The organism is Streptomyces sp. NPDC088350 (genome assembly GCF_044753545.1).
Taxonomy (GTDB): Bacteria; Actinomycetota; Actinomycetes; order Streptomycetales; family Streptomycetaceae; genus Streptomyces.
Genome location: NZ_JBIVNL010000003.1, coordinates 321,118 through 343,549 on the forward strand (window position 1 = coordinate 321,118; position 22,432 = coordinate 343,549).

Genomic DNA, 22,432 nt, shown 5'->3' on the forward strand with positions numbered 1-22,432 from the left:
AGTCAGCAGGGCGACGGCGTACTGGTCACGCGGGCCACGAGGTCGATCCAGCCGGCCTCAAGACGCTCCATGGGCAGCCCGCACTGCCTGGTCAGATGGTTGATCAGGGCCGGGTCGAGATACGCCATCAGCGGGTGGGAGAGCAGCTCGCAGTCGGCGTCCGGCACGATCTGCCGCAGCAGCATCGTGACGTGCGTGCGCAGCGCCCCCAGCGAGGGGTGGGAGTAGCGCCGGGTCGGCTCCGGCTGGGCGGCCAGTTGCAGATCGAGCTGCTCGGCCGAGCGGTAGAGCACCGCCACGCCGAAGGCCCGCAGCCGCTCGACCGGCGGGGCGCCGGGGCCCAGCGGGGGCGGCCCGCCGAGGAAGTCGCCCTGGAGCCGCCTCGACGAGTGGTCCAGCAAGGCCATCAGCAGGCCGGTGCGGTCGCCGAAGCGGCGGAAGACGGTCCCTTTGCCGACCTCGGCGGCGGCGGCCACCGCCTCCATGGTGACGCCCGCCACCCCGTGCTCCGCGATCAGTCGGGCGGCGGCCTCCAGCAGCTTGGCCCGGTTGCGGGCCGCGTCGGCGCGCAGACACGGTTCGTCGGCGAAGGAGCGGACCTCCAGCAACTGGGGTTCGCCTATGGACTCCTCGGACTTCGGGAAGGGCGGCAGCGTGCTGGACATGAAGACAGCGTAAAGCACCCGGAACAAAACTGGACCGCAGTCCGCTTAAGCTGGTACAACTTTTAAACGGACCTCGGTCCGGATCGTAACAGCAGTGTTTCAGCCCCCCTCTTGGAGTCCCCCATGTCCGTTCGTATCCTCGCGCTCGTCGGCAGCCTGCGTGCCGGCTCGCACAACCGCCAGCTCGCCGAGGCCGCCGTGAAGTTCGCGCCCGAGGGCGCCGACATCGAGATCTTCGAGGGTCTCGCCGACATCCCGTTCTACAACGAGGACATCGACGTCGAGGGTGCCGTCCCGGCCGCCGCCGCCAAGCTCCGCGAGGCCGCCGGTGCCGCCGACGGGTTCCTGTTCTTCTCCCCCGAGTACAACGGCACCATCCCTGCCGTCCTGAAGAACGCCATCGACTGGCTGTCCCGCCCCTACGGCGCCGGCAGCTTCGGCGGCAAGCCCGTCGTCGTGGTCGGCACCGCCTACGGCCAGTTCGGCGGCGTGTGGGCGCAGGACGAGACCCGCAAGGCCGTGGGCATCGCCGGCGGCAAGGTGATCGAGGACATCAAGCTCTCCATCCCCGGTTCCGTCGTCCGCTTCGCCGAGACCCACCCGGCCGACGACGCCGAGGTCGTCGCCCAGCTGACCGAGGTCCTCACCCAGCTGCACGGCCACGCGGGCGAGGCCGTCGCCGCCTGATCCGGGCAACCCGCTCCACCGTGGAAGGGCCGGAGTCCCCCGGGGACTCCGGCCCTTCCGCGTCAGTCCAGTTCGGCCAGGCGCGGTACCGCCGGCGCCACGAACCGCTCGATCCACTCGGCCGGTTCGCCCGTGCGCGGGCCCAGGATCACCGTGTCGACACCGAGCTTCGTGAAGCCGGCGATCTCCCGCAGGAACGCGTCGACGTCGCCCGTGGTGACGGACTCGCCGGTGTGAACGATCGTCTTGCGGATACGGTCGTAGTCGCGCCCGAGCCTGTCGCAGTGCCCGCGCAGCACGTCGAGCTTGTGCCGCAGCTCGTCCGGCGTCGACACGATCAGGTTGCAGGCGTCGGCGTACTGGGCGACCAGCCGCAGCGTCTTCTTCTCGCCACCGCCGCCGATCATGATCTCGGGGTGCGGGGTGCTGACCGGCGCGGGCACGCACAGGGTCTCGGCGAGCCGGTAGTGCTTGCCCTCGAAGGGGCCGTTGGCCTCCGGGTCCCACATCTGCAGACAGATCCGCAGGGTCTCCTCCAGCCGCTCGAAACGCTCCGCGACCGGCGGGTAGTGCACACCGAGACCGTGGTGCTCGCGGTCGTACCAGGCCGCCCCGATGCCGAGCGTGGCCCGGCCGCCGGAGAGCACGTCGAGCGTGGTGGCGATCTTCGCGAGCAGCCCCGGATTCCGGTACGTCACTCCGGTCACCAGCGCGCCGAGCCGGACCGTGGAGGTGCTGCCGGCCAGGAAGCCCAGCGTCGTGTAGGCCTCCAGCATGGCGTCCTCGGCGCCGCCGTTGAACTCCATCTGGAAGTAGTGGTCCATCACCGAGAGCCAGCTGACGCCCGCCGCCTCGGCCGCGGCGCCCGCGGCGGCCAGCTCGGGCCCGACCGCCGCCGGCCCTCCGGGATGGTTGAACCGGTTGATGTGCACACCGACCCGCATGTCCGACTCCGTTCCACAGTTCGCCGGGACCTTCACCGTCCCTCGTGACGGTAGGTCTTCGAGCGCTCTCGAAGTCAAGCTCCGCGCCTACGACTTGACGGCGGTCTCCTCGTCGGCCGCCCTCGTCGCCCACAGACTGGTGAACGTCGTCACCGCGAGGACCAGCACGATGAAGCCGAGGGAGAAGGGGATCGAGATCTCCGGGACGTGCACGCCGGACTCGTGCAGGGCGTGCAGCACCAGTTTGACGCCGATGAACCCGAGGATGATCGACAGGCCGTAGCTCAGGTGGACCAGCTTCTTCAGCAGGCCGCCGATGAGGAAGTACAGCTGGCGCAGCCCCATCAGCGCGAAGGCGTTGGCGGTGAAGACGATGTACGGGTCCTGGGTGAGGCCGTAGATCGCGGGGATGGAGTCGAGCGCGAAGAGCACGTCGGTGGAGCCGATGGCGAGCATCACGACCAGCATCGGGGTCATGATGCGCTTGCCGTTCTCCCTGATGAACAGCTTGGTGCCGTGGTAGCGGTCGGCCACGCCGAAGCGGCGCTCGGCGATCTTGAGGAGCTTGTTCTCCTCGTACTCCTCCTCGTGTCCGCCCTTGCGGGCGTCCTGGACCAGCTTCCAGGCGGTCCAGATCAGGAACGCGCCGAAGATGTAGAACACCCAGGAGAACGCCGAGATGATGGCGGCGCCGGCCGCGATGAAGCCCGCGCGCAGCACCAGGGCGACGAGGACGCCGACCATCAGGACCCGCTGCTGGTACTGGGAGGGCACCGCGAACTTGCCCATGATCAGCACGAAGACGAAGAGGTTGTCGACGCTGAGCGACTTCTCGGTGATGTATCCGGCGAAGAACTCCCCGGTGGGACCGCTGCCGCCGTAGAAGAACAGCCCGAGGCCGAACAGGCAGGCCAGGACGACCCAGACGACCGTCCAGATGCCGGCTTCCTTGAGGGACACGTCGTGGGGCTTGCGGCCGACGAGGAAGTCGACGCCGACGAGGGCGCACAGGGCGGCGATCGTCAGCAGCCAGACGGTCAGGGAGATGTTCACGGGTGGTGCTCCTGGTACATGAATTGGCACATGAGGTGATACATGGGGTGTCCGCGGGGATCTTGACATCGTTGTCCGCGCGAGAGATACCTTCCACGTCCCGCGGGTGAACAACAGGTAACGTCCTGGCAAGGCACCCGCCGTACGGCGGAGAGGTTCCGCCGTACGGCGGTGGGCGGATCGGGGGTGGACGCGCGGAGGATGGCCGTACGAGCCGCCGCGCCCAGCGTCAGGAGAAGCGCATGACTTCCGTCCCGCCCCCGTTCGACCCCGAACTCGCCGCCGCCCTGGAGTTGATCAAGGAGTTCATCTCGCCCGGGATGTCGCTGGAGGACATCGAGGAGATCCGCCGGGGCCCGGGGATCGCGCAGCTGGCCGAGTTGGACCTGACCCTGGACGGGGCCTTCGCCGTCGAGGACCGGGAGGTGGCGGGGCCGGTCGGCAAGCCCGACATCTCGCTGCTGATCTGCCGTCCGACCGCACCGGCGACGCCCGGACCGCTGCCCGTCATCTACCACGTGCACGGCGGCGGCATGGTGCTCGGCGACAACCGGGTCGGTGTGGGCGGGGCACTGGAGTACGCGCGGGAACTGGACGCGGTGGTCGTGTCGGTGGAGTACCGGCTGGCGCCCGAGCACCCGCATCCCGCGCCGATCGAGGACGTGTACGCCGGTCTGCTGTGGACGGCGGAGCACGCGAAGGAGATCGGCGGCGATCCGGAGCGGATCCTCATCATGGGCGCGAGCGCCGGCGGCGGGCTGTGCGCGGCGCTGGCCCTGCTCACCCGGGACCGCGGCGGCCCGCGGCCGATCGGGCAGCTGCTGCTGTGCCCGATGCTCGACGACCGCAACGACACCCCGTCCACGTACCAGATGGCCGGCGTCGGCGTCTGGGACCGCACGGCCAACGAGACCGGCTGGACCGCCCTCCTCGGCGACCGCCGCGGCGGCCCCGACGTGTCGCCGTACGCCGCACCGGCCCGCGCGGAGGACCTGACCGGCCTGCCCCCGGCCTTCCTCGACGTCGGCTCGGCGGAGACCTTCCGCGACGAGGTCGTCGCCTACGCGTCCCGTCTCTGGCAGTCCGGCGGCATCGCCGAACTCCACGTCTGGCCCGGCGGCTTCCACGGCTTCGACGGCTTCGCCCCCCAGGCAGCGGTGTCCCAGGCGGCACGGGCCGCGCATGTGAGCTGGCTGCGGCGGTTGCTGGCGGCGTAAGCAAGGGAGTGGTTGGGGGGGGGGGCGGCTTCCGTACGATGCCGGGGGCCGCCGGGGCGGGCGAGTGCGACCGGTGTCCGCCGTCGGCGCGCGGGCGGGGTGGCGGGCCGTCTCCGTCGGCGTCGTCGATTCGCCTTGCGACGGTTCCGGCCCAGCCCCGCCCCGTGTACAGCGCAACGGTTCAGGCCGCTTCCCTGCGAGGCCGGGGCCTGCTGCGTGCACGCCTACCGTGGCGGGTCGGCGCCGACTATTCGCGTTGCTGCCGTGCCGGGCCGCCCCTGCCCCGCCTTCGCGTACGGCGCCCTCGATCGCAGGGGGCGCAGGCAGTTCAGGCCGCTTCCCTACGAGGCCGGGGCCCCGGATACGTACCGTGGCCGGTCCTCCCTGTCGGCGCCTGTGGCTCGCGTTGCTCGATGTCCAGGGACGGGACGGTGTGCTCCGGCCGGGAGTGTTCCACACGGCGCCTCGGCAGGCCCCCGCCCGGACCCGTGTCCCGCGCCGTCGAGGGAACCTTGTCCGAGGGCTCCTGCGCACCCGTTCCATGGCGCACCATGGGCATATGAAAGAGCTGGCCGGGCGCCTGACCGCGCTGGATCCGGACGCCGGTGCCGCCGTGCGGGTCATCGGGTACTTCGATCGGCTCGCCGAGTCGCGGGCCGGGCTTGAGGCGCTGGTGCGCGGGGCGGCGGTGCTGGCCGGGTGTGCCGCGCGGCTGGTCGACGCCGAGCGGCGGGTGCGGGTGCGGGTCGAGGCGGACGGTACGCGCAGGGACAGCGAGTCGCCGCCGGATCCCGCCTGGCCGTCCGCCGCGCTGACGCCGGGCGGCGCTTCGGCGCTGTGGCTGGAGCGTACGGCGGAGGCGGCGCCCAGTGTCGTCGACGCGGTGATCCTGGAGCGCGCGGCCGGCGCGGTACGGATCGTGCTCGACCGCACCCGGGGCCGGATTCCCGCCGACGACCCGGAGCTGGTCGAGACGCTGCTCGACGCCACCGCCCCCGGGACGGCCCGGCTGCACGCGGCCCGCCGCCTCGGCCTCGACACGGCCGACCCCGCGACCCGGGCCCGGGTCGTCGCCCCGCTCGACGGGCGGCCCCGGATCGTCGCCGCGCCCCGGGACACCGGTACGTCCGGCGGCGGGCGGCATCTGTCACCCGCCGCGCATCCGGACGGCGATCCGCAGACGGCCCCGGCGCACCCGGTCCCGGTCCACCTCGGTGACGAACCGCCCGTCGGACGGCTGGGGGTCGGCCCCGCCGTCCCCGTACTGGACCTGCCCCGCTCCTGGGCCGCCGCCCGCACCGCCCTCCGCTTCACCGCCGACGGGACCGCGCAGGACCCGGGCCAACGTGTCGTGCACGCCGACGAACTCGGCGGCATCGCCCTTCTCGCCGACCTGGTCGCACCGGGTGCCGAACCGCCGCCCGACGTCCACGACTTGGAAGCGGCGGCGGCCAACGCGCCCTGGCTGCTGGCCACTCTGAACGCCGTCGCCGCCACCACGAGCCTGCGCGCGGCGGCTGCCGGGATCAACGTCCACCACTCCACCCTCCAGGACCGGTTGACCCACGCGGAGTCCCTGCTGGGCTGGCCGGTACGCACCCCCCAGGGACGACTGCGGCTGCAACTGGCGTTGACGATGCGGCACTTGGCCCGGCCGTAGCAGCAGGGGCGGCCGGTTGAGCGGTTGCTGCGGGACGCTCCCCTGGGCCGTATCCGCCCGCACCGTCAACAAACGGGCGCACAGCGGGACTTGGCCATCTCGGCGTCACGCGGAATTCCTGATTCAGTGCGGCCGGAGGGGAGTCATAGCAAGCGCTTGTCGCTACATTTTGACATGACCGCCGCATCACCCTCCCCCTCTGTCACTCCGCAGGAGGCACTTCCCCATGCGCAGACTTCTCGCCTGTCTGGCGGCCGCAGCCGCGGCCCTGGGCGGGATCACGGTGGCCGCCGCCACTCCGGCCGCCGCCGCAACCTCGGGCAGTTTCAGCGTGCTCACCTACAACGTCGCCGGGCTGCCGGAGTCGTTGTCCAGCGCCTCGACGCCGCGCGACACGAGCACCACCGCGATCGGCACGCGCATCGCCCCGTACGACATCGTGAACGTGCAGGAGGACTTCAACTACCACGCCTACCTGTACTCCACCGACACCCACCCCTACCGCACCGCGACCAGCGGCGGCGCGGGTATCGGCAGCGGGCTCAACACGGTCTCCAACTACGCCTGGGACGGCGACGACTTCGAGCGCGTCCACTGGAACTCCTGCCAGATCGACTCGGGCGACTGCCTGACCCCCAAGGGCTTCACGTTCATGCGCGAGCGCCTCTCCGAGGGCGTGTACGTCGACTTCTACAACCTGCACACCAACGCGGGTACGAACGACGGCGACGAGGCCTCCCGTGCCGACAACCTCAGCCAGCTGACCTCGTTCATCGGCACTCACTCGGCGGGCAACGCCGTCGTGGTGATGGGTGACACCAACACCCGTTACACCCGCTCCGCCGACACGATCGCGGAGTTCGGCGCGGCCAACGGGCTCACCGACGCCTGGGTCAAGCTGATCCGCGGCGGCGTCGCGCCGGTCAAGGGCAGCGACGCGCTGGTGTGCGACCAGACCGGGGCCACCGTGCCCAACACCTGCGAGGTCGTGGACAAGGTCCTCTACCGCAGCAGCAAGCTGGTGACGCTCAACGCGACCTCGTACAACAACGAGCACGCCAAGTTCCTCACCTCGGACGGGCTGATGCTCTCCGACCACGACCCGATCACGGTCGGCTTCACCTGGTCGCAGAACGCGGACTTCCAGCTCAGCGACCAGTTCGGCGGTCCGCACGGCGACTACTACCAGGACATCGACAGCGTCCCGGCCGCCGCCCGCGCCACCAAGATCTCGCTGCGCACCGGCTCGCGCGTCGACCAGGTCGGCATCGCCCTCGCCAACGGCACCACGCTCACCCACGGCGGCACCGGCGGCACCGCGTCCTCGCTGACGCTGGGCAGCGGCGAGTACGTGACGACGGCGTACCTGTGCGAGAGCAAGTACAACGACACCACGCGGATCTTCTACGCCAAGTTCACCACCAACCTGGGCAACACCCTGGCCGGTGGCACCACCACCTCGGACTGCGTGACCCGCACCGCCCCGTCCGGCTGGCAGATCGCCGGCTTCCACGGACGCTCCGGCGACGAGCTGGACAAGGTCGGCTTCATCTACACGAAGCGCTGACGCGCCGCCGTACAGCACCGCCGTACGGGCACCGCCGTACCGGCACCGCACGACCCACCGCCGGATCACATGCCCCCGCGTGTGATCCGGCTCGGTGTGTCCGGCCGCCCTACGCGAACGCCGGAGGCACCAGCCGCCCGCGCGAGATGAGCGAGGTGGCCTGCTTCAGCGTGTGGACGCGGATGCTCACGCCGTAGCCGTCGATGCCCGGGACGGCGGCGACCTCGGTGGTCAGATAGCGGTACAGGTCCTCCGTGTCGCGGCAGATGACGACGGCCATCACATTGGAGTCGCCGCTGATGGCGGCGGCGAAGGCCACCTCGTCGTGGCCCGCGAGTTCCTCGCCGACGCGGGCGAGGCGGGCCGGGGCGACGCGCAGCCAGAGGGTGGCGCTGAGCGCGAACCCGAGCCGTGCGGCGAGCAGTTCGACGTCGTAGACGAGGGCGCCCGAGTTCTCCAGGGCGTCGAGGCGGCGGGCCACGCGGGCCGTGGACCAACCGGTGACGTCGGCGAGCTGGGTGTGGGTGGCGCGGCCGTCCTCCGCGAGCGCGTCGAGCAGCGGGGTGTCCTCGTCGGTGAGGCGCACGGGTGGTCCGGTGGGCGCGGGAGGCCGGTCGCCCACGACGTGCCGCACCTGCTCGGGCGTGAGGTGGCCGCCGTAGCCCGTCCAGTCGCTTCGCCCTTGTGTGCCGAAGGGATGGATGAGCAGGTCGATGCTCACGTCGAGGACCGATGCCGACTTGGGCAGCTGGCGGAGCAGGACGTCGTCGCGGGGCACGTGCACCGGGGCGCTGATGACGCAGATGATCTCCGAACCGCCGGACGCGAGGCCCGCGTAGGCGATGTCGGGCCGTCGGGTGAGCGCGTCGGCGAGCGGGCCGACCCGGTCGGGGCGGCAGCGGATGCGGGCCACCCAGCGCGCCTCGCCGTGGACGGCGGGGTCGACCAGGCCGACCACGCGCATCACCCCGGCGCGGCGCAGGGCGTGGAAGCGGCGGGCGGCGGTCTGCTCCGAGACCCCGGCCACCTCGCCGATCAGCCGGAACGAGGCGCGCGGCGCGCACTGGAGCGCGCGGAGGATTTTCCCGTCCACTTCGTCTGTCATGAGGGAAGTCTGGCATCAGCAGTGCCACCGATAGAGGTTTCTGGGCACTTTTCGGCCGCGCGTTGGTGATTGTCCATGGCGGAGCAGATCCTGAGGAGCGTGCCTGTTCGAGGGCATCGGATTCGAGAAGGAGAGTTCCCCGTGAACGTCACGACCCCGGCGAGCGCGCGGCCCGAGCGGCGGGCGGCCACTCTCGTCATGGCCTGCCTCGGCGTCTTCGTCGCCTACTTGCCGGTGACCACGGTCGCCGTGAGCCTGCCCGCGATCCAGGCGGCGCTGAACGCGTCGACCGCCCAACTGTCCTGGGTCCAGGACGCGTTCGTGCTGCCCATGGCCGCGTTCATCCTGACCGCCGGTGTCTTCGGCGATGTGCACGGACGCAAGAAGGTGTTCCAGGCGGGCCTGCTCTTCGCCGCCGCCGGTGCCGCCGTGGCGCTGTCCGCGCAGTCGGTGCAGGTGCTGTGGATCGGCCAGGCTCTCGCCGGTCTCGGCGCGGCGACCCTGCTGCCCACCACGCTGGCGCTGATCAGTCACGCGGTGCCGGACCACCGGGAGCGCGGCAAGTTCATCGGCGTGTGGGCGACCGCCCTGATGGCCGCGCTGGCCGTCGGCCCGCTGATCGCCGGAGTCATCCTCGACCACACGTCCTGGCGCTGGATCTACCTGCTGTCCGTCCCCGTCCCGCTGATCGCGATGGGGTTCGCCGCCCGCCTGCTCCCCGACTCACGCGCCCCGCACGGCCGCAGGCTGGACTGGCCCGGCCAGCTCACCGCCACTCTCGCCATCACCGCGCTCGTCTACGGCGTGATCGAGGGCGGCGCCGGTTCCTTCACGGACGTCAAGGTCATGGTGGCGCTGTTCACCGCGGTCGCCGGCGGGGTCGCGTTCGTGTTCGCCGAGCGGCGCAGCGACAGCCCGATGCTGGATCTGACGCTGTTCCGCAGCCCGGCGTTCACCGCCACCACACTGGTCGCGATGATCACCTTCCTGGCGCTGATCGGCTTCTTCTTCCTGCTCAGCCTGTACTTCGGTCTGGTGCAGCAGCTCGACACGCTTCAGGCGGCCTGGCGGCTGCTCATGGTCACCGGGGCGGCGATCGTGGTCGGCCAGCCGGTGGGGCGGCTCATGCACCGGGTCTCCCCGCGCGTCCTGATCACCGGTGGCCTGCTGGTCATCTCCGGCGCCTTGTTCTCGCTGACGACCGTCGACGCCGGCACGTCGTTCGCGTCCATCGCGTGGCGGCTGGCGCTGCTGGGCCTGGGCATCGGGACCGTCGTCACACCGATGACCGCGACCGCCGTGGCCTCCGTGCCGTATCAGCAGGCGGGCATGGCCGCGGCCGGCAACAACGCGTTCCGGCAGGTAGGCGGCGCGCTCGGCCCGGCCGTCCTGGGCGCCCTGCTCACCACCAAGGCACTCGACACCCTGCCCGGCCACCTCACCGACGCCGGGGTGACGGGTGCGGCACAGCGGAGCATCGTCTCCACCGCCGACGCCGGCGGTCTGGGCGCCGTCGCGCACATGAACCTCGGCGCGAACACCGGGCGCGCCCTGGGCGCACTGGGCGACTCGTTCCTGGACGGCTTGCGCCTGTGCCTGGTCGTGGCCGGTTCACTGACGCTCCTCGCCGCCCTGGTGTGCGTCCTGCTGCTCCGCCCACGCCAGGCGTCTTCGGCAACGGCGACCGCGGTGGCCGGCGCGAACAGCGCTGGGGCCGTCAAGGCTGCCGTCGTCACGGCGGGTGAGCCGACGCCGAACCGCTGAGCCACCCCCGGGCGGGGCTCCGCAGAAGGGCTCCCCGCGCGCCCCACTGCGGAGCCCCGCCCTCCCCTGTCACATCAGATCGACACGGCGACGGCGGTGAACGTCGTGTCCGGCGTCTGCGGGCTGGTGAAACGGGCGTTGACGAGATACAGCCGGTTGCCGAAGCGGGCGGCGGTCGTGGGGATGTCGAAGCGCGGGTCGGTGATCGTACGGCGCAGGGTCGCGGTGGTGGCCTGGGCGTCGAGGTCGAACACGCTGATCAGGTTCAGGCGGTTCCGGACGACGTACAGCGTGCGGCCGATCCGGAACAGACCGTCCCCGTTGGCCACGTCGGACGCGCCGCTCAGGGCGATCTCGGTGGCGTGGCCGGTCTTCAGGGACACGCGGTAGAGCTTGCCGGGTGTGCTGCTGACGACGATGAGGTGGTGGCCGTTGGGGGTGCCGACGATGCCGTTCGCGTTGATCACACCGGGTGTCTGCACCCAGTCGCCGGTGAGCGGCAGGGCGGTGACCTCGCCCGCACGGCCGCGCGGCACGCCGTAGAGCACCGCGTCGTACGAGTCGGTGAACCAGGCGCGGTCGCCGAGCAGGGTGACGTCGTTGATGAAGTGGCCCGTAGTGGCAGTGAGTTGATAGGTCGTCACTATCTCGCCGGTGCGGGAGTCGACGACTCTCGCGGCTCCGGTGCCGCCGGCGACGTACAACAGGCCGTCGTGGTCCAGTTTCAGCCCGACGGAGACCAGGCCGGTGGCACCCTCGGACAGGATCCCGCCCTCGCCGGTGCGCAGATCGGTGCGGTATATCGCGCCGTTGGCCCGGGAGCCCATGTAGGCGTACGGCCTGCTGCCGATCGCTATGCCCTCGGGGAGGAAACCGTCGGGCAGCGGGAACTCCGTCGGCCAACCGGGCTCCGCGGTCGCCGAGTCGGCGCTGGCCGGGCCGGTGCCGACCGTCACGGCGAGGGCGGTCAGGGCGGCGCCGCCGAGCAGGGCACGCCGGGTGGGGTGGGGGTGTGCGTGAGGGTGCGTGTGGGCGTGGATCCGGGTCATCGTTCGGGCCTCCGGGGACGAGTGGGGTGAGCGGGGGCGGGGCGGGCGGCTGGGCGAACTCGGTGATGCGGTGACGCGAGAGCTGAATGACTCGGTGACTCGGTCGGCCCCGGGGCTCGGTGAATTGCTCTTCGACCCCTCCCCAAGGCTGCCTCTGCGTAACGGCCCGTCACTTCCCGGAGTTCCCACCCGCTCCACCCGCGGCGCAAGGGAGCCCGCGATGGCCGCTGACCGGACGACCGGCGTCGGGGCGGGGCGGGGCTCGCCATCGGCTCCGGCAGCAGGCTCTCCCGTATCGGTGTGCGGGTGCTGCTGCTGTGCGGTGTGCTGGTCTCGCTGTTCCCCATCTCCTGGACGACATGCGGCAGGTGATCCGCCGGATCGATTTCTTCGGCACACTGTTCAACACCGTCGTCGTCTCGGTGGCGGGCACCGCACTGGTACTGTTCCTCGACTCCCTTGCCTCGTTCGCCTTCGCCAAGTGCGAGTTCCCGGCGCGGAAGTCGTTGTTCGGCATCCCCTTGGCGACCTATATGATTCCGGGCCAACTGCCGCTCGTGCCGCAGTTCGTCAGGATGGCCGAGTTCGGCTGGGCCGGTTCCCTCAAGGCTCTTGCGGTTTCTTCCGCATGTACTGGCGGGTGGCGTTGCCGCTGTTCCGGCCGGCGCTCGCCTTCCTCGGAATCTTCACGTTCATCAACCTCTGGAACGACTGCATCTGGCCACTGGTCGTCCCGGTCACCCCCGACCGGCTCACCCGCCAAGTCGCCCTGGCCAAGCTGAACGTGGCCCACAACACCGACTACGCCGTGGTGATGGCCGGTGCCCTGATGAGCGCGATGCCGCTGACCGTCGTGTTCCCGATCGGCGCCCGGCACTTCCTGCGGGACCTCGCGGCAGGGGCGACGAAGATGTGCAGGGGGGGTCGCCCTCCCGGCCCTGACATCACGAATCTGCGGACACTTCCGATTTCGGCATCGGAAATGCCGCGAATCCCATGCGCGGCCCCCGAGGAGATGTGCGTGCCGGATATGCCGCGTCGCATGACTGCGCTATATTTCAAGCCTCAACTGTCTTTGCCCGAAGGCGTTTTCCCCTCTCCCTCGCCTCCGCCGAATTCCTTTCGTCCCGGGCCGGCACCACCTGTATCCACCTCCGCGATACGTCTCACCGAAAGCCCCCCATTCCGTGGCCATCACCCTGCACGAGGACCGGCCTCCGGCCGGTCGCCATGCAGCCGTTCCATCCGGCAGCCTGTTCCGAAGGATCTACGCGCCCCGCACCAGTGACGCCCTGGCGTTCTCCATGTCGACGTACGCCATGCCGCTGCTGGTCCTGGCCATCACCCGTTCCCCGTCGCTGACGGGCCTGGCGTTCGCCCTGGAGTGGACGCCGCGGATCGCCGCGTTCGTGCTGGCCGGCAAGGTGGTCGACCGGCGCGGCGCGGCGATCGTGTGCTTCCTCGCCTCGCTGCTGCGGGCCGTGGTGCTGGCCGCGGCGGCCGTCGCCCTGGCCATGCTGCCGCGCGGCACCGCCGAGACGGTGACCGTGCTGGTACTGGCCGCCGTGACCGGCACCCTCACCCAGTTCAGCTTCGTCGCCAACGAGGCCGTAGGGGCGATCGTCACCCGGCGCGCCCAACACAGGCCCCACGGAGTGCAGTCGGTGCTCATCGGCATCGACCAGACCGCCATGCTGGTCGGCCCCCTGCTCGCGGGCTTCCTGCTGCTGGTGGGACCGGGCTGGATGCTCGGATGCCTGACCGGGCTGTCCCTGCTGGCCGCCGTACTCGGACTCCAGACCCCACCGACGCCGCTGCGTTCCGCCCGCCCGGACGGCGAACCCACACCCGGCGGTCTGCGGACCGGGCTGCGCATGCTGCGCCGACTGCCCGCCCTGCGCTGGCTGGTGGCGGGCCTGGCCTGTTCCAATCTCGCCCTCGGCCTGCTCCAGTCGGCCAGTCCCGTGATCGTGGTGGAGAACTTCGGCCGCTCCTCCGCGGACGTCGGCACCCTGTGGTCCGCCGCCGCCGCCGCGACCCTGCTGGCGATCACCCTCTGCCGGCTCGCCCTGTCCCGCGTCGACCTGTGGGGCGTGGGTGTCGTGTGCGCGACGTTCGCCTCCGCGGCCTGTCTGGCCCTTCCCCAGGCCCCGTCCTACGCCGCCTACACGATCCTCATCGCCCTCTTCATGGCGGGCGACGGCGGCCTCACGGTCGTACTGCGCACCCTGCGCTCGCTGGTGATCCCGGCCACGGCCTTCGGTACGACGCTCTCCCTGACCATGCTGCTCCTGCTGCTGCCCTTCCCGGTCGCCGGCGTCCTCGTCGCCGTCACCCCGCCGGCGCACCTGGGCACGGCCGTCCTGGGCTGCGCCGCCGTCCAGGCCGTCGCGCTGCTCATCACCTTCGTACGGCTGCGCAACGAACCCACCCTGCGCGCGAGCGCCGGCCGCCCGCCGCGGGCCATGCTCCCCAACGAGCCGTCCACGACGCCGCGTTGACGGGTGGTGCCCTGCGGTAATTCGGTTGAACCCGCGCCGGGCGGGTGTGCAGGCTTGCGCGGTGCTGAAGGATCTGAACCCTCGTTCGCTGAGCTGGGACGAGGTGGACCCGACCCGTCATCCCTTCGACAGCGAGTCCGCGGCGGACGTGGTGCGCTCGCTCGGACCGGCCCGCCGGATGCCGGCCCGCCCCGCCGTCCCCTACGGCGATCCCGCGCCGGACGACGGGAAGGGGGACGCGGCGAGGCTCTGGGCCGACGCCATGTCGTACGCCCTCGCCGAGCACTACGGCGGCTGGGCCGTGGGCTGGCGGTGGGCGCACGACGAGGGGGACTACGACGGCGGCCCGGTCGGCAGCTGGTGCTGTGCGTCGCACTCGTTCACCACACCGGAGGAGACCCTCGACCGGGTGGTCGCCGGGCTGTGCGAGTGGCGCGAGTGGCTGGAGCGGCTCGCCGGCCTGTTCGAGGCGTACCCGCTGGATCTGGCCGCCGTGGGGGACCAACGGACCCTGTGGGAGTGCGCCGCCCGGAACCTGATCTTCCAGGCCCTCGACCGCACCGGCTCGGGCAGCGGCTGGTACGGGCACTGCCATCAGGTGCTCATCTGGTTCCTCAGCCGCTGGCGCGTCGACCCCGAGGTGGCGCACGAGTTGGTCCACGACGCGATCGCCGGGCGGTTCCACAGCTGGACCGGCCCCGACCGGGTGCTGGTCGACGACGTCGCGGAGCGCCTCGCCCTGTCACTGCGCCCCGACGACACCGTACGGCCGCCCGCCGGGCCTGTGCCGGACCATCTGCGGAGCTGGCTCGCGGTGCGCGGGACCGTGCCGTGGGAGGAGGCCCCGGACGGCGATGGGGACCGACCGGTGACTCCGTCGCGCGACGGCGCGGTGGAGTACGTTCGCGCCTTCGACTCCACCGTGTCGACCGCTCGCGGGGAAGGCCTGCTCACCGCCCTGGACCTGGTGCGGGCCGACGCCGCGCGCGGCGCCCCGCTCGACTTCGACCTGCTGCGCGGCTGGCAGCGGCACGTGCTGCACGCAACGCGACAGCCGTCGTTCCGCACCCTGCCGGCCTTCGCCAAAGGAGGCAGGGAGCGCTACGGCATCGGCCCCGACACCCGCGAACGCCTGGACGCCTGCCTGGCCGAGAGCGCGTCGGCGGCCCTCCCCCTGACCGCCCGCGCCGCCCGCGCCTTTCTCGACGTGTGCTTCTTCCATCCCTTCGACGACGGCAACGCCCGCTCCGCGTTCCTCGCCCTCGTCTTCGTCCTGGCCCGCGAGGGCGTCGCCCTGGACGGGGTCAGCCTGCTCCGCCGCTTCAGCCTGCCGGCCGACGACCCGCAGAGCGGGGTGATCCTCACCCGGTACGTCGACATCCACCTCACGGAGACCCGACGCCGCGCCGCCTCAACCAGCGCCTAGGGGCAGCGAGTTCACCACCTGGGGAGTCCGGGTTCGTAGTCGGGCCGGACCCGCCGCATGTAGGCGGTGTCGTCGCGTCCGCGCACACCGGAGTCCAGGTACAGCCGGTGCAGTCGGTCGAGGGCGTCGTGGTCGAGTTCCACGCCGAGGCCGGGACCGGTGGGGACCTCGACCGCGCCGTCCCGCAGCTCCAGCACTCCGGGGACGACGATGTCGTCGGCCGAGTTCCACGGGTAGTGCGTGTCGCAGGAGTGGTCGAGGTTGGGGATGGTCGCCGCCACATGGGTCATGGCGGCGAGGCTGATGCCCAGGTGCGAGTTGGAGTGCATGGACAGGCCGAGCCCGAACACCTCGCAGACGGCGCCCAGTTCACGGGTCCGGCGCAGCCCGCCCCAGTAGTGGTGGTCGGTGAGGAGGACCTGGATCGCGCGCTGCTCGATCGCCGGCTTCAGATGCTCCCAGGCGATCACGCACATGTTGGTGGCCAGCGGGAGCGGTGACTCCGTCGCGACCTGTGCCATGCCGGGGATGGTGGCGGTCGGGTCCTCCAAGTACTCCAGTACGCCGTCCAGTTGACCTGCCACGTATGCCGATGTCTCCGTCGTCCAGGCCGTGTTGGGGTCCAGGCGCAGCGGCTGCCCCGGGAAGGCCTCCGCCAGTGCCCTGATCGCGGCGATCTCCTCGTCGGGCGGGAAGACACCGCCCTTGAGCTTGAACGACCTGAATCCGTACCGCTGTTGCATCAGCCGGGCCTGTTCGACGATCCCGGCGGGGTCCAGCGCCGCACCCCAGTCGTCGCCCACCGCGGGGCGGCCGTCGAGGGCGGGGTGTTCGGCCCATTTGTAGAAGAGGTACGCGGCGAAGGGCACGGCGTCCCGGACCTTCCCGCCGAGCAGGTCGCTGACCGGCCGTCCGAGCAGTTTGCCCTGTGCGTCGAGGCAGGCCACCTCCACCGCGGAGGTGGTCCAGCCGCGTTCGTGGGCGCTGGGGACGGTCGGCAGCAGGGCGTCGTCGATCGCGGCGACAAGGGCCGTCGTGTCGAAGACGTCCCTCCCTGCGACGGTCTTCGCCGCGGCCTCAAGTCGCTCCAGGCGGACGGTGCCGCCCGTGGACTCGCCGAGGCCCACCGTGCCGTCCTCCAGCACGAGTTGGAGGACGCATCGCAGGGCGAGCGGCTCGTGGACGCCGTTCGCGTTGAGGAGGGGCGGGTCGCGGAAGGCGATCGGGGTGACGATCAGTTCACGGATCCGGGTTCCTGCCGTACCACTCATGCGCCCAGCGCCTCCAGGCCACGGCCGTTCAAATTCTCAGGCATCCTGCCCCGTTTCCGCGAACCGCAGTCACTTCTCAGGCCCAGGCCGTCACGGGCACGAACGAGCTGTCCGTCCGGAAGAGGTCCGTGCCGTCCGTCGGGTCCACTCTCAGTTGGTAGTCGTAGTGGCGCAGGTAGTAGCCGGGGTAGTTGTACGACTCGAAGCGCAGCGAGCCGGTGGCCGTGCCCGTCCGGGCGTAGAACGTGGCGTCCTGCGCGAACGTCGTCGTGCCGTCGTTGGCGTCGAAGCGGCCCCGGAAGTCGTAGTGGCGCAGGTAGTAGCCGGCGGAGTCCCGGAAGGAGAAGCCGGTGGCGTCGGCGAGGCCGGCGACGACGGTGAACGTGGACGCCTGCTTCAGGGCGGTGGTGCTGGAGCCGGTCACCACGGGCAGGTTGAGCAGCGAGGACTGCTCCTGCCAGTAGCGGGTGGTGTAGTTGGCGGACTGGAAGGAGCGGGTGACGCCGGTCGCGAGGCTCGGGCCGCCGGACACCGTCTCCTTGATGACCGTGAAGTGGCGTGCCGTGCCGGAGAGGGTGGTCAGCGCGGTCGGCGCGGACCAGGTGGCGAAGGTGTCGTAGCTGTCGCTGTAGTAGTAGGTGCCGTCGCCGTAGCCGTCGAAGAAGATCCGCCAGCCGCCGTTGTCGAGCCGCACCACCGAGGGGCCCTCGCGGTAGCTGCCCCAGCCGGCCCAGTCGCCGGTCCTGGAGATCGTGTAGGGGCCGGTGAGGCTGGTGGCGGTGGCGTACTCGATGTACTTCGCCGTCTCGTTCTTGGTGAAGGCGTGGTAGGTCGAGCCGGTCCGCACGATGTACGTGTCGATGTGGTTGGAGCCGATGCCGGACAGGGCGACCGGTGAACTCCACGCCGTCAGCGCGGAGTTGGTGGCCTGCAGCCGGTACGGGGTGAAGATCCACTCGTCGTCGGTGGTGGAGCAGGACACGATGACGTTGACACTGCCGTCGCCGTCCACGAACCACTCGGGCGCCCACGCGCGGGACAGGTTCGTGATCGGGACCGCGTAGTCGTACAGGAACGTCCAGTCGACGCGGTCGGCGCTGCGGGCGAAGCCGATGGTGGTGCTGACGTCCTCCCAGGTGTGGGTGGTGTACGTCAGGTAGTAGGAGCCGTCGGTGTGCCTGAACACGCTGGCGTCGCGGATGCGGTTGCCGGGCGGGGTGTACGCGGAGGCCTGGACGAGCCGGAAGTCGGTGGCGTCGTCGGACTGGTAGACGTTGACGGTGCCGTCGTCGCTGTTGAGGAACGGGACGATGGTGTACCGGGTGGCGTAGCCGCTCGCCGGTGCGGCGGCCAGGGCCGTGCCGAGCAGCCCGGGTGCCTCGCCCAGGACGAGCGCGGAGGCGGGCAGAGCGGCCATCGCCCGCAGCAGGGCGCGGCGGGACGGTGTGGGGGGACGGGTGGTCACGGGCGGCTCTCCCGGAGACTCGGACGTTCGTCAGGTCGAACGCGGTTCGTGAATGCGGTCAGAAAGTAGGGGTGGGGCAGGAGCACGTCAATGGTTTGCGCAATGCTGGACGATCTCTGTGGGACGCCTGTGGCGAAGGCCGAACCACCCACGCCCCGACGGAAGTTGCCGCAACCGCAGCGCGCTGCCCGCCTGGACGTTACCGTTCGGTAGACAACGCGCTTCCGGAGGTGCCGCCATGACGCCCGACCGTTCCGCAGGCCTGGCCGAGTCCGCCCGCGCGCTGGCCGACGGGGAGGTGACGGCGCGGGCGCTGGCTGAGCGGGCCCTCGCCCGGATCGGGGCGACTCAGGCCTCCCTGAACGCCTTTCGGGTCGTACGGACGGAGGCGGCCCTCGCCGAGGCCGAAGCCGCGGACAAGGAACTGGCCGCCGGAGGCCGCAGGCCGCTGCTCGGGGTGCCGGTCGCCGTCAAGGACGACACGGACGTGGCGGGCGAGCCGACCGCGTTCGGCTGCCGGGGCGAGTTCCCGCCGGCGACCGAGGACGGCGAGGCGGTACGGCGGCTGCGCGCGGCCGGGGCCGTGATCGTCGGGAAGACCAACACCTGCGAGTTCGGGCAGTGGCCGTTCACCGAGGGGCCCGCGTTCGGGGCGACCCGCAATCCGTGGAACTCCCTTCATACGCCCGGGGGTTCGTCGGGTGGTTCGGCGGCGGCCGTCGCGGCGGGGCTGGTCCCGGCCGCGCTCGGTTCGGACGGCGCCGGTTCGGTCCGCATCCCCGCCTCCTGGACCCACCTCATCGGCGTCAAACCGCAGCGCGGCCGTATCTCCACCTGGCCGCGCGGCGAGTCCTTCCAGGGCATCACGGTGAACGGCACCCTCGCCCGCACGGTCGCGGACGCCGCCCTGCTCCTGGACGCGGCGAGCGGCAACCACGCCCGGGACCCGCACCGACCACCCGCGCTCACCCTCGCGGACGCCGTGGGCCGCGACCCCGGACGCCTGCGCATCGCGCTCGCGCTGAAGCCGCCGTTCACCGCGCTGCCGGCCCGGCTGCGACCGGACGTAAGGGCCCGGGTGCTCGAACTCGCCGAGAAACTGGCCCGGTTGGGGCACACGGTCGTGGAGGACGATCCGCCGTACGGCCGGATCGGGTTGACCTTCGTCCCGCGCGCCACCGTCGGTGTCGCCGAGCGGGTCCGCGAGGCTCCGCACCCCGAACTCCTGGACCGGCGCACTCTGGACGCCGCCCGCCTGGGCCGACGGCTCGGCGGGGCCCCGCTGCGGGCGGCGCGGCGCGCGGAGGCGGTCCTGCACGACCGGTTCGGCGCGTTCTTCGGGAGGTACGACCTGGTCCTCGCCCCGACAACCGCCGCTCCCCCGCCTCTCGTCGGCGCGATGCTCGACCTGAGCGGCCTGGCGACCGACCGCGCGATGATCGCCGCGTGCCCCTACGCCTGGCCGTGGAACATCCTCGGCTGGCCCGGCGTCAACGTCCCCGCGGGCTTCGTGGCGGGCGGACTCCCCGTCGGCGCCCAACTGTTGGGCCCGGCGAACAGCGAACCCCTTCTGCTGTCGCTCGCCGCCCAGTTGGAGGCGGACCTGCGCTGGCACGAGAAGTGGCCGGAGCCGGTCACCGCGGATTCCCCGGCGGCATAGCCGGGTTGGGCCCGTACCCTGTGACCATGCAGGATGCGTCGATGGTCGGGCTGATGGGGCGGGTCACCGGCACGGTCGGGCCCGGGCTCGTCGGTGAGGTGATCGTCCGGGTGCGCGGGGGCGCCGAGCACTTCCTCGCGTACGCCGCCACCGGCACGGGCCGGATCGAGCGGGGGACCGTGGTGATGGTCGTGGAATATCTGCCGCCACGTACCGTCTACGTCACAGAGGCGTACGACAGTTGAGCGTGCTCCCCCGCAGGTGAGAGCCGTTTCAAGGGCGTTCGCGTCAAGATTGCAACAAGGATCCGTCAACGTCTGTACCCCGGTGTCCCACAGGCGCACACTCCCTTCGTTCGGTGCCGAAAGGGCACCATCACAAGGGGGCGTATGCCGATGGTCATCGGCGTCGTAGCGGGGGTGGCGGTTGTCGCCGTCCTCGTACTGATCGGTCTGTTCAAGTCGATGTGGCGGGTCGCGGAGCCCAACGAGGCACTCATCATCTCGGGCTCCAAGCACCGTACCGAAGGCCTTGAGGAAGGCATGGGGTTCCGCATCGTCACGGGGCGCGGCACGCTGGTGCTGCCGGGTGTGCAGGCGGTGCGCAAGATCTCGCTCGACCTCAACGAGACCGAGCTGCACGTGGATTGTGTGACCACCCAGGGCATTCCGCTCAAGGTGCGGGGCGTGGTCATCTTCAAGGTGGGCGACGACTTCGTGTCGATCGCCAACGCGGGCCGTCGTTTCCTCGACCAGCAGAAGATGATGTCGGAGCGGGTGCACAACGTGTTCGCCGGTCATCTCCGGTCCATCGTGGGCGGGTTGACGGTCGAGGACATGATCCGCGACCGGGAGAAGCTGACCGGCCAGACCCGGGCCGCGTGCGGTACGGAGATGGAGAAGCTGGGTCTGATCGTGGACTCGCTGCAGATCCACGAGATCGAGGACCCGACGGGGTACATCAAGAACCTCGCGATGCCGCACGCCGCCGCCGTACAGCGGGACGCGCGCATCGCGCAGGCCGAGGCCAACCGGCTGGCCACCGAGGCCGAACAGAAGGCCGCGGCACGGATGTCGGAGGCCACCCGGGACAGCGAGATCCTCCAGGCCGGCTACCAGGCCGAGCGCGACAAGGCGGCGGCGAAGGCCCGGCAGGCCGGACCGCTCGCGGACGCCGCGGCCCGGCAGGACGTCGTCGTACAGGAGACCCGGATCGCCGAACTCGACGCCCTGCGCCGGGAACAGCAGCTCCAGGCGGACGTCCGCAAGCCCGCGGACGCCCAGGCGTACGAGACGAGGGCCCGCGCCGAGGCCGAGCGCGACGCGCGGATCTCCGCGGCCCAAGCCAAGGCGAAGGAGACCGAGTTGGCGGCCACGGCCGAGGCGAACCGGATCAAGACGGCCGCGAACGCCGAGGCCGAGGCGACCCAGGCACGCGGTGCCGCCGCCGCGACGGCCACCAGGGCCACCGGTGAGGCCGAGGCCGCCGCCGCCCAGGCGAAGGGTCTCGCCGCCGCCGAGGCGACCCGGGCCCAGGGTCTCGCCGAGGCGGAGGCCATCAAGGCGCGGGCCGCGGCCCTCGCCGAGAACCAGGAAGCGGTGGTCGCGCAGCAACTCGCCGAGAACTGGCCGGAGATCGTGCGGGCAGGCGCGTCCGCGTTCGGCAGCGTCGACAACATGGTGGTCCTCAACGGGGCCGACGGCATGGCGGAGATGCTCGCCAAGGCGCTCACCATGGGCGGCACGGGTCTCGGTCTGGCCCGCCAGCTGCTGGCCACGATGAACCAGAACGGGCAGACCCCGAACGGGACTTCGGCCCTCGACGGAAGTGTGCCACGGCCGTCGCAGAAGGTGCCGGTGGAGAAGGACGAGAAGTGATCGTCTGACGGGCGCCCGGCGTCCGCGGTCACGGAGACACGCTCTAAGGTGCCTCCGTGACCGCGTATACCGATGAGAACGTCCCGGGCCGCTTCGGCCCCTCCGCCACCACCGAGGCCGACCCCCGTGAGGTCGGCAAGGTGCGTACCGAGTACTCCCCCGCGCACGACGGCGACCCGGACCCCGGTGAGATCGTGTGGACCTGGGTGCCGTTCGAGGAGAACGACGGCCGGGGCAAGGACCGCCCGGTGCTCGTCGTGGCCCGTGAGCCCGGCGGGACCCTGCTCGCCGTCCAGCTCTCCAGCAAGCGGCACGACGGCGACCGCGAGTGGGTGGCGATCGGCAGCGGCCCGTGGGACAAGTCGGGGCGCGACTCGTGGGTCGACGTGGACCGCGTGCTGCGGCTGCACGAGGACGGCATGCGCCGGGAGGCGTGCGCGATCGACCAGATGCGCTTCAACCTCGTACGGCACCGGCTGCACGAGCGCTACGGCTGGACCTGAGCGGGAGCGCTCCGCGCG

At 71.3% G+C, this 22,432-nt stretch carries 19 protein-coding genes; 12 read left to right on the forward strand and 7 right to left on the reverse strand.

Annotated elements, in window-relative coordinates; translation table 11 throughout:
• Nucleotides 1-2: 2 nt before the first annotated feature.
• Nucleotides 3-683: a TetR/AcrR family transcriptional regulator gene (locus tag ACIQBL_RS11370; RefSeq protein ID WP_401939570.1), complete on the reverse strand. Its 681-nt coding sequence runs from the start codon at nucleotides 681-683 to the stop codon at nucleotides 3-5.
• Nucleotides 684-788: 105 nt separating this feature from the next.
• On the opposite strand from ACIQBL_RS11370, the gene ACIQBL_RS11375 reads away from it, so the two are divergent.
• Nucleotides 789-1,352, forward strand: a complete 564-nt coding sequence (locus ACIQBL_RS11375; RefSeq protein ID WP_401939572.1) for an NAD(P)H-dependent oxidoreductase — start codon at nucleotides 789-791, stop codon at nucleotides 1,350-1,352.
• Nucleotides 1,353-1,414: 62 nt separating this feature from the next.
• Here the strand turns inward: ACIQBL_RS11375 and ACIQBL_RS11380 are convergent, their stop codons facing one another.
• Both ACIQBL_RS11380 and ACIQBL_RS11385 read right to left on the reverse strand, forming a co-directional pair.
• A complete protein-coding gene (locus tag ACIQBL_RS11380) occupies nucleotides 1,415-2,296 on the reverse strand; it encodes an LLM class F420-dependent oxidoreductase (RefSeq protein ID WP_401939575.1) in 882 nt (293 codons plus the stop codon).
• 87 nt (nucleotides 2,297-2,383) lie between these two features.
• A complete protein-coding gene (locus tag ACIQBL_RS11385; protein ID WP_401939576.1) occupies nucleotides 2,384-3,349 on the reverse strand; it encodes a TerC family protein in 966 nt (321 codons plus the stop codon).
• A gap of 242 nt (nucleotides 3,350-3,591) precedes the next feature.
• On the opposite strand from ACIQBL_RS11385, the gene ACIQBL_RS11390 reads away from it, so the two are divergent.
• The 3 genes from ACIQBL_RS11390 to ACIQBL_RS11400 all read left to right on the forward strand — a co-directional run bounded on the left by ACIQBL_RS11390 (nucleotide 3,592) and on the right by ACIQBL_RS11400 (nucleotide 7,793).
• Nucleotides 3,592-4,566 (forward strand): alpha/beta hydrolase, encoded by a 975-nt coding sequence (locus ACIQBL_RS11390; RefSeq protein ID WP_401939579.1) that lies wholly within the window; start codon nucleotides 3,592-3,594, stop codon nucleotides 4,564-4,566.
• Between the two features lie 559 nt (nucleotides 4,567-5,125).
• Nucleotides 5,126-6,226 (forward strand): helix-turn-helix domain-containing protein, encoded by a 1,101-nt coding sequence (locus ACIQBL_RS11395; protein ID WP_401939581.1) that lies wholly within the window; start codon nucleotides 5,126-5,128, stop codon nucleotides 6,224-6,226.
• A gap of 226 nt (nucleotides 6,227-6,452) precedes the next feature.
• Nucleotides 6,453-7,793 (forward strand): jacalin-like lectin, encoded by a 1,341-nt coding sequence (locus tag ACIQBL_RS11400; RefSeq protein ID WP_401939584.1) that lies wholly within the window; start codon nucleotides 6,453-6,455, stop codon nucleotides 7,791-7,793.
• Nucleotides 7,794-7,902: 109 nt separating this feature from the next.
• On the opposite strand, the gene ACIQBL_RS11405 is transcribed toward ACIQBL_RS11400, so the two are convergent.
• Nucleotides 7,903-8,898 carry an Lrp/AsnC family transcriptional regulator gene (locus tag ACIQBL_RS11405; RefSeq protein WP_401939587.1) on the reverse strand — a complete coding sequence of 332 codons (996 nt, stop codon included), beginning with the start codon at nucleotides 8,896-8,898 and terminating at the stop codon, nucleotides 7,903-7,905.
• Nucleotides 8,899-9,039: 141 nt separating this feature from the next.
• Between ACIQBL_RS11405 and ACIQBL_RS11410 the strand changes: the two genes are divergently transcribed.
• The gene (locus ACIQBL_RS11410) at nucleotides 9,040-10,662 is read left to right on the forward strand and encodes an MFS transporter (protein WP_401939589.1); all 1,623 of its coding nucleotides are present in this window, start codon (nucleotides 9,040-9,042) and stop codon (nucleotides 10,660-10,662) included.
• A 74-nt stretch (nucleotides 10,663-10,736) separates the two neighbouring features.
• Here ACIQBL_RS11410 and ACIQBL_RS11415 read toward each other — a convergent pair whose 3' ends face one another.
• On the reverse strand, nucleotides 10,737-11,711 hold the full coding sequence (locus ACIQBL_RS11415; RefSeq protein WP_401939591.1) for an SMP-30/gluconolactonase/LRE family protein: 975 nt from the start codon (nucleotides 11,709-11,711) through the stop codon (nucleotides 10,737-10,739).
• 359 nt (nucleotides 11,712-12,070) lie between these two features.
• Between ACIQBL_RS11415 and ACIQBL_RS11420 the strand changes: the two genes are divergently transcribed.
• From ACIQBL_RS11420 to ACIQBL_RS11430, 3 genes are all read left to right on the forward strand, one after another.
• The gene (locus tag ACIQBL_RS11420; RefSeq protein ID WP_401939593.1) at nucleotides 12,071-12,493 is read left to right on the forward strand and encodes a hypothetical protein; all 423 of its coding nucleotides are present in this window, start codon (nucleotides 12,071-12,073) and stop codon (nucleotides 12,491-12,493) included.
• A gap of 405 nt (nucleotides 12,494-12,898) precedes the next feature.
• Complete coding sequence (locus tag ACIQBL_RS11425) at nucleotides 12,899-14,212, forward strand: MFS transporter (protein WP_401939595.1); 1,314 nt, start codon at nucleotides 12,899-12,901, stop codon at nucleotides 14,210-14,212.
• 61 nt (nucleotides 14,213-14,273) lie between these two features.
• A complete protein-coding gene (locus ACIQBL_RS11430) occupies nucleotides 14,274-15,638 on the forward strand; it encodes a Fic family protein (RefSeq protein WP_401939597.1) in 1,365 nt (454 codons plus the stop codon).
• Between the two features lie 11 nt (nucleotides 15,639-15,649).
• Here the strand turns inward: ACIQBL_RS11430 and ACIQBL_RS11435 are convergent, their stop codons facing one another.
• Nucleotides 15,650-16,909, reverse strand: coding sequence for a glucarate dehydratase family protein (locus ACIQBL_RS11435; protein ID WP_401939598.1), 1,260 nt, complete (start codon nucleotides 16,907-16,909; stop codon nucleotides 15,650-15,652).
• 76 nt (nucleotides 16,910-16,985) lie between these two features.
• Nucleotides 16,986-18,374, reverse strand: a complete 1,389-nt coding sequence (locus tag ACIQBL_RS11440) for a glycoside hydrolase family 43 protein (RefSeq protein ID WP_401939601.1) — start codon at nucleotides 18,372-18,374, stop codon at nucleotides 16,986-16,988.
• Nucleotides 18,375-18,612: 238 nt separating this feature from the next.
• Between ACIQBL_RS11440 and ACIQBL_RS11445 the strand changes: the two genes are divergently transcribed.
• From ACIQBL_RS11445 to ACIQBL_RS11460, 4 genes are all read left to right on the forward strand, one after another.
• Nucleotides 18,613-20,034 (forward strand): amidase, encoded by a 1,422-nt coding sequence (locus tag ACIQBL_RS11445; protein ID WP_401939603.1) that lies wholly within the window; start codon nucleotides 18,613-18,615, stop codon nucleotides 20,032-20,034.
• A gap of 26 nt (nucleotides 20,035-20,060) precedes the next feature.
• Nucleotides 20,061-20,279: a hypothetical protein gene (locus ACIQBL_RS11450; RefSeq protein ID WP_234476770.1), complete on the forward strand. Its 219-nt coding sequence runs from the start codon at nucleotides 20,061-20,063 to the stop codon at nucleotides 20,277-20,279.
• Nucleotides 20,280-20,423: 144 nt separating this feature from the next.
• Nucleotides 20,424-21,911, forward strand: coding sequence for a flotillin family protein (locus ACIQBL_RS11455; protein ID WP_401939606.1), 1,488 nt, complete (start codon nucleotides 20,424-20,426; stop codon nucleotides 21,909-21,911).
• Nucleotides 21,912-21,967: 56 nt separating this feature from the next.
• Nucleotides 21,968-22,414 carry a type II toxin-antitoxin system PemK/MazF family toxin gene (locus tag ACIQBL_RS11460; RefSeq protein ID WP_366099202.1) on the forward strand — a complete coding sequence of 149 codons (447 nt, stop codon included), beginning with the start codon at nucleotides 21,968-21,970 and terminating at the stop codon, nucleotides 22,412-22,414.
• The last annotated feature ends 18 nt before the right edge of the window (nucleotides 22,415-22,432 follow it).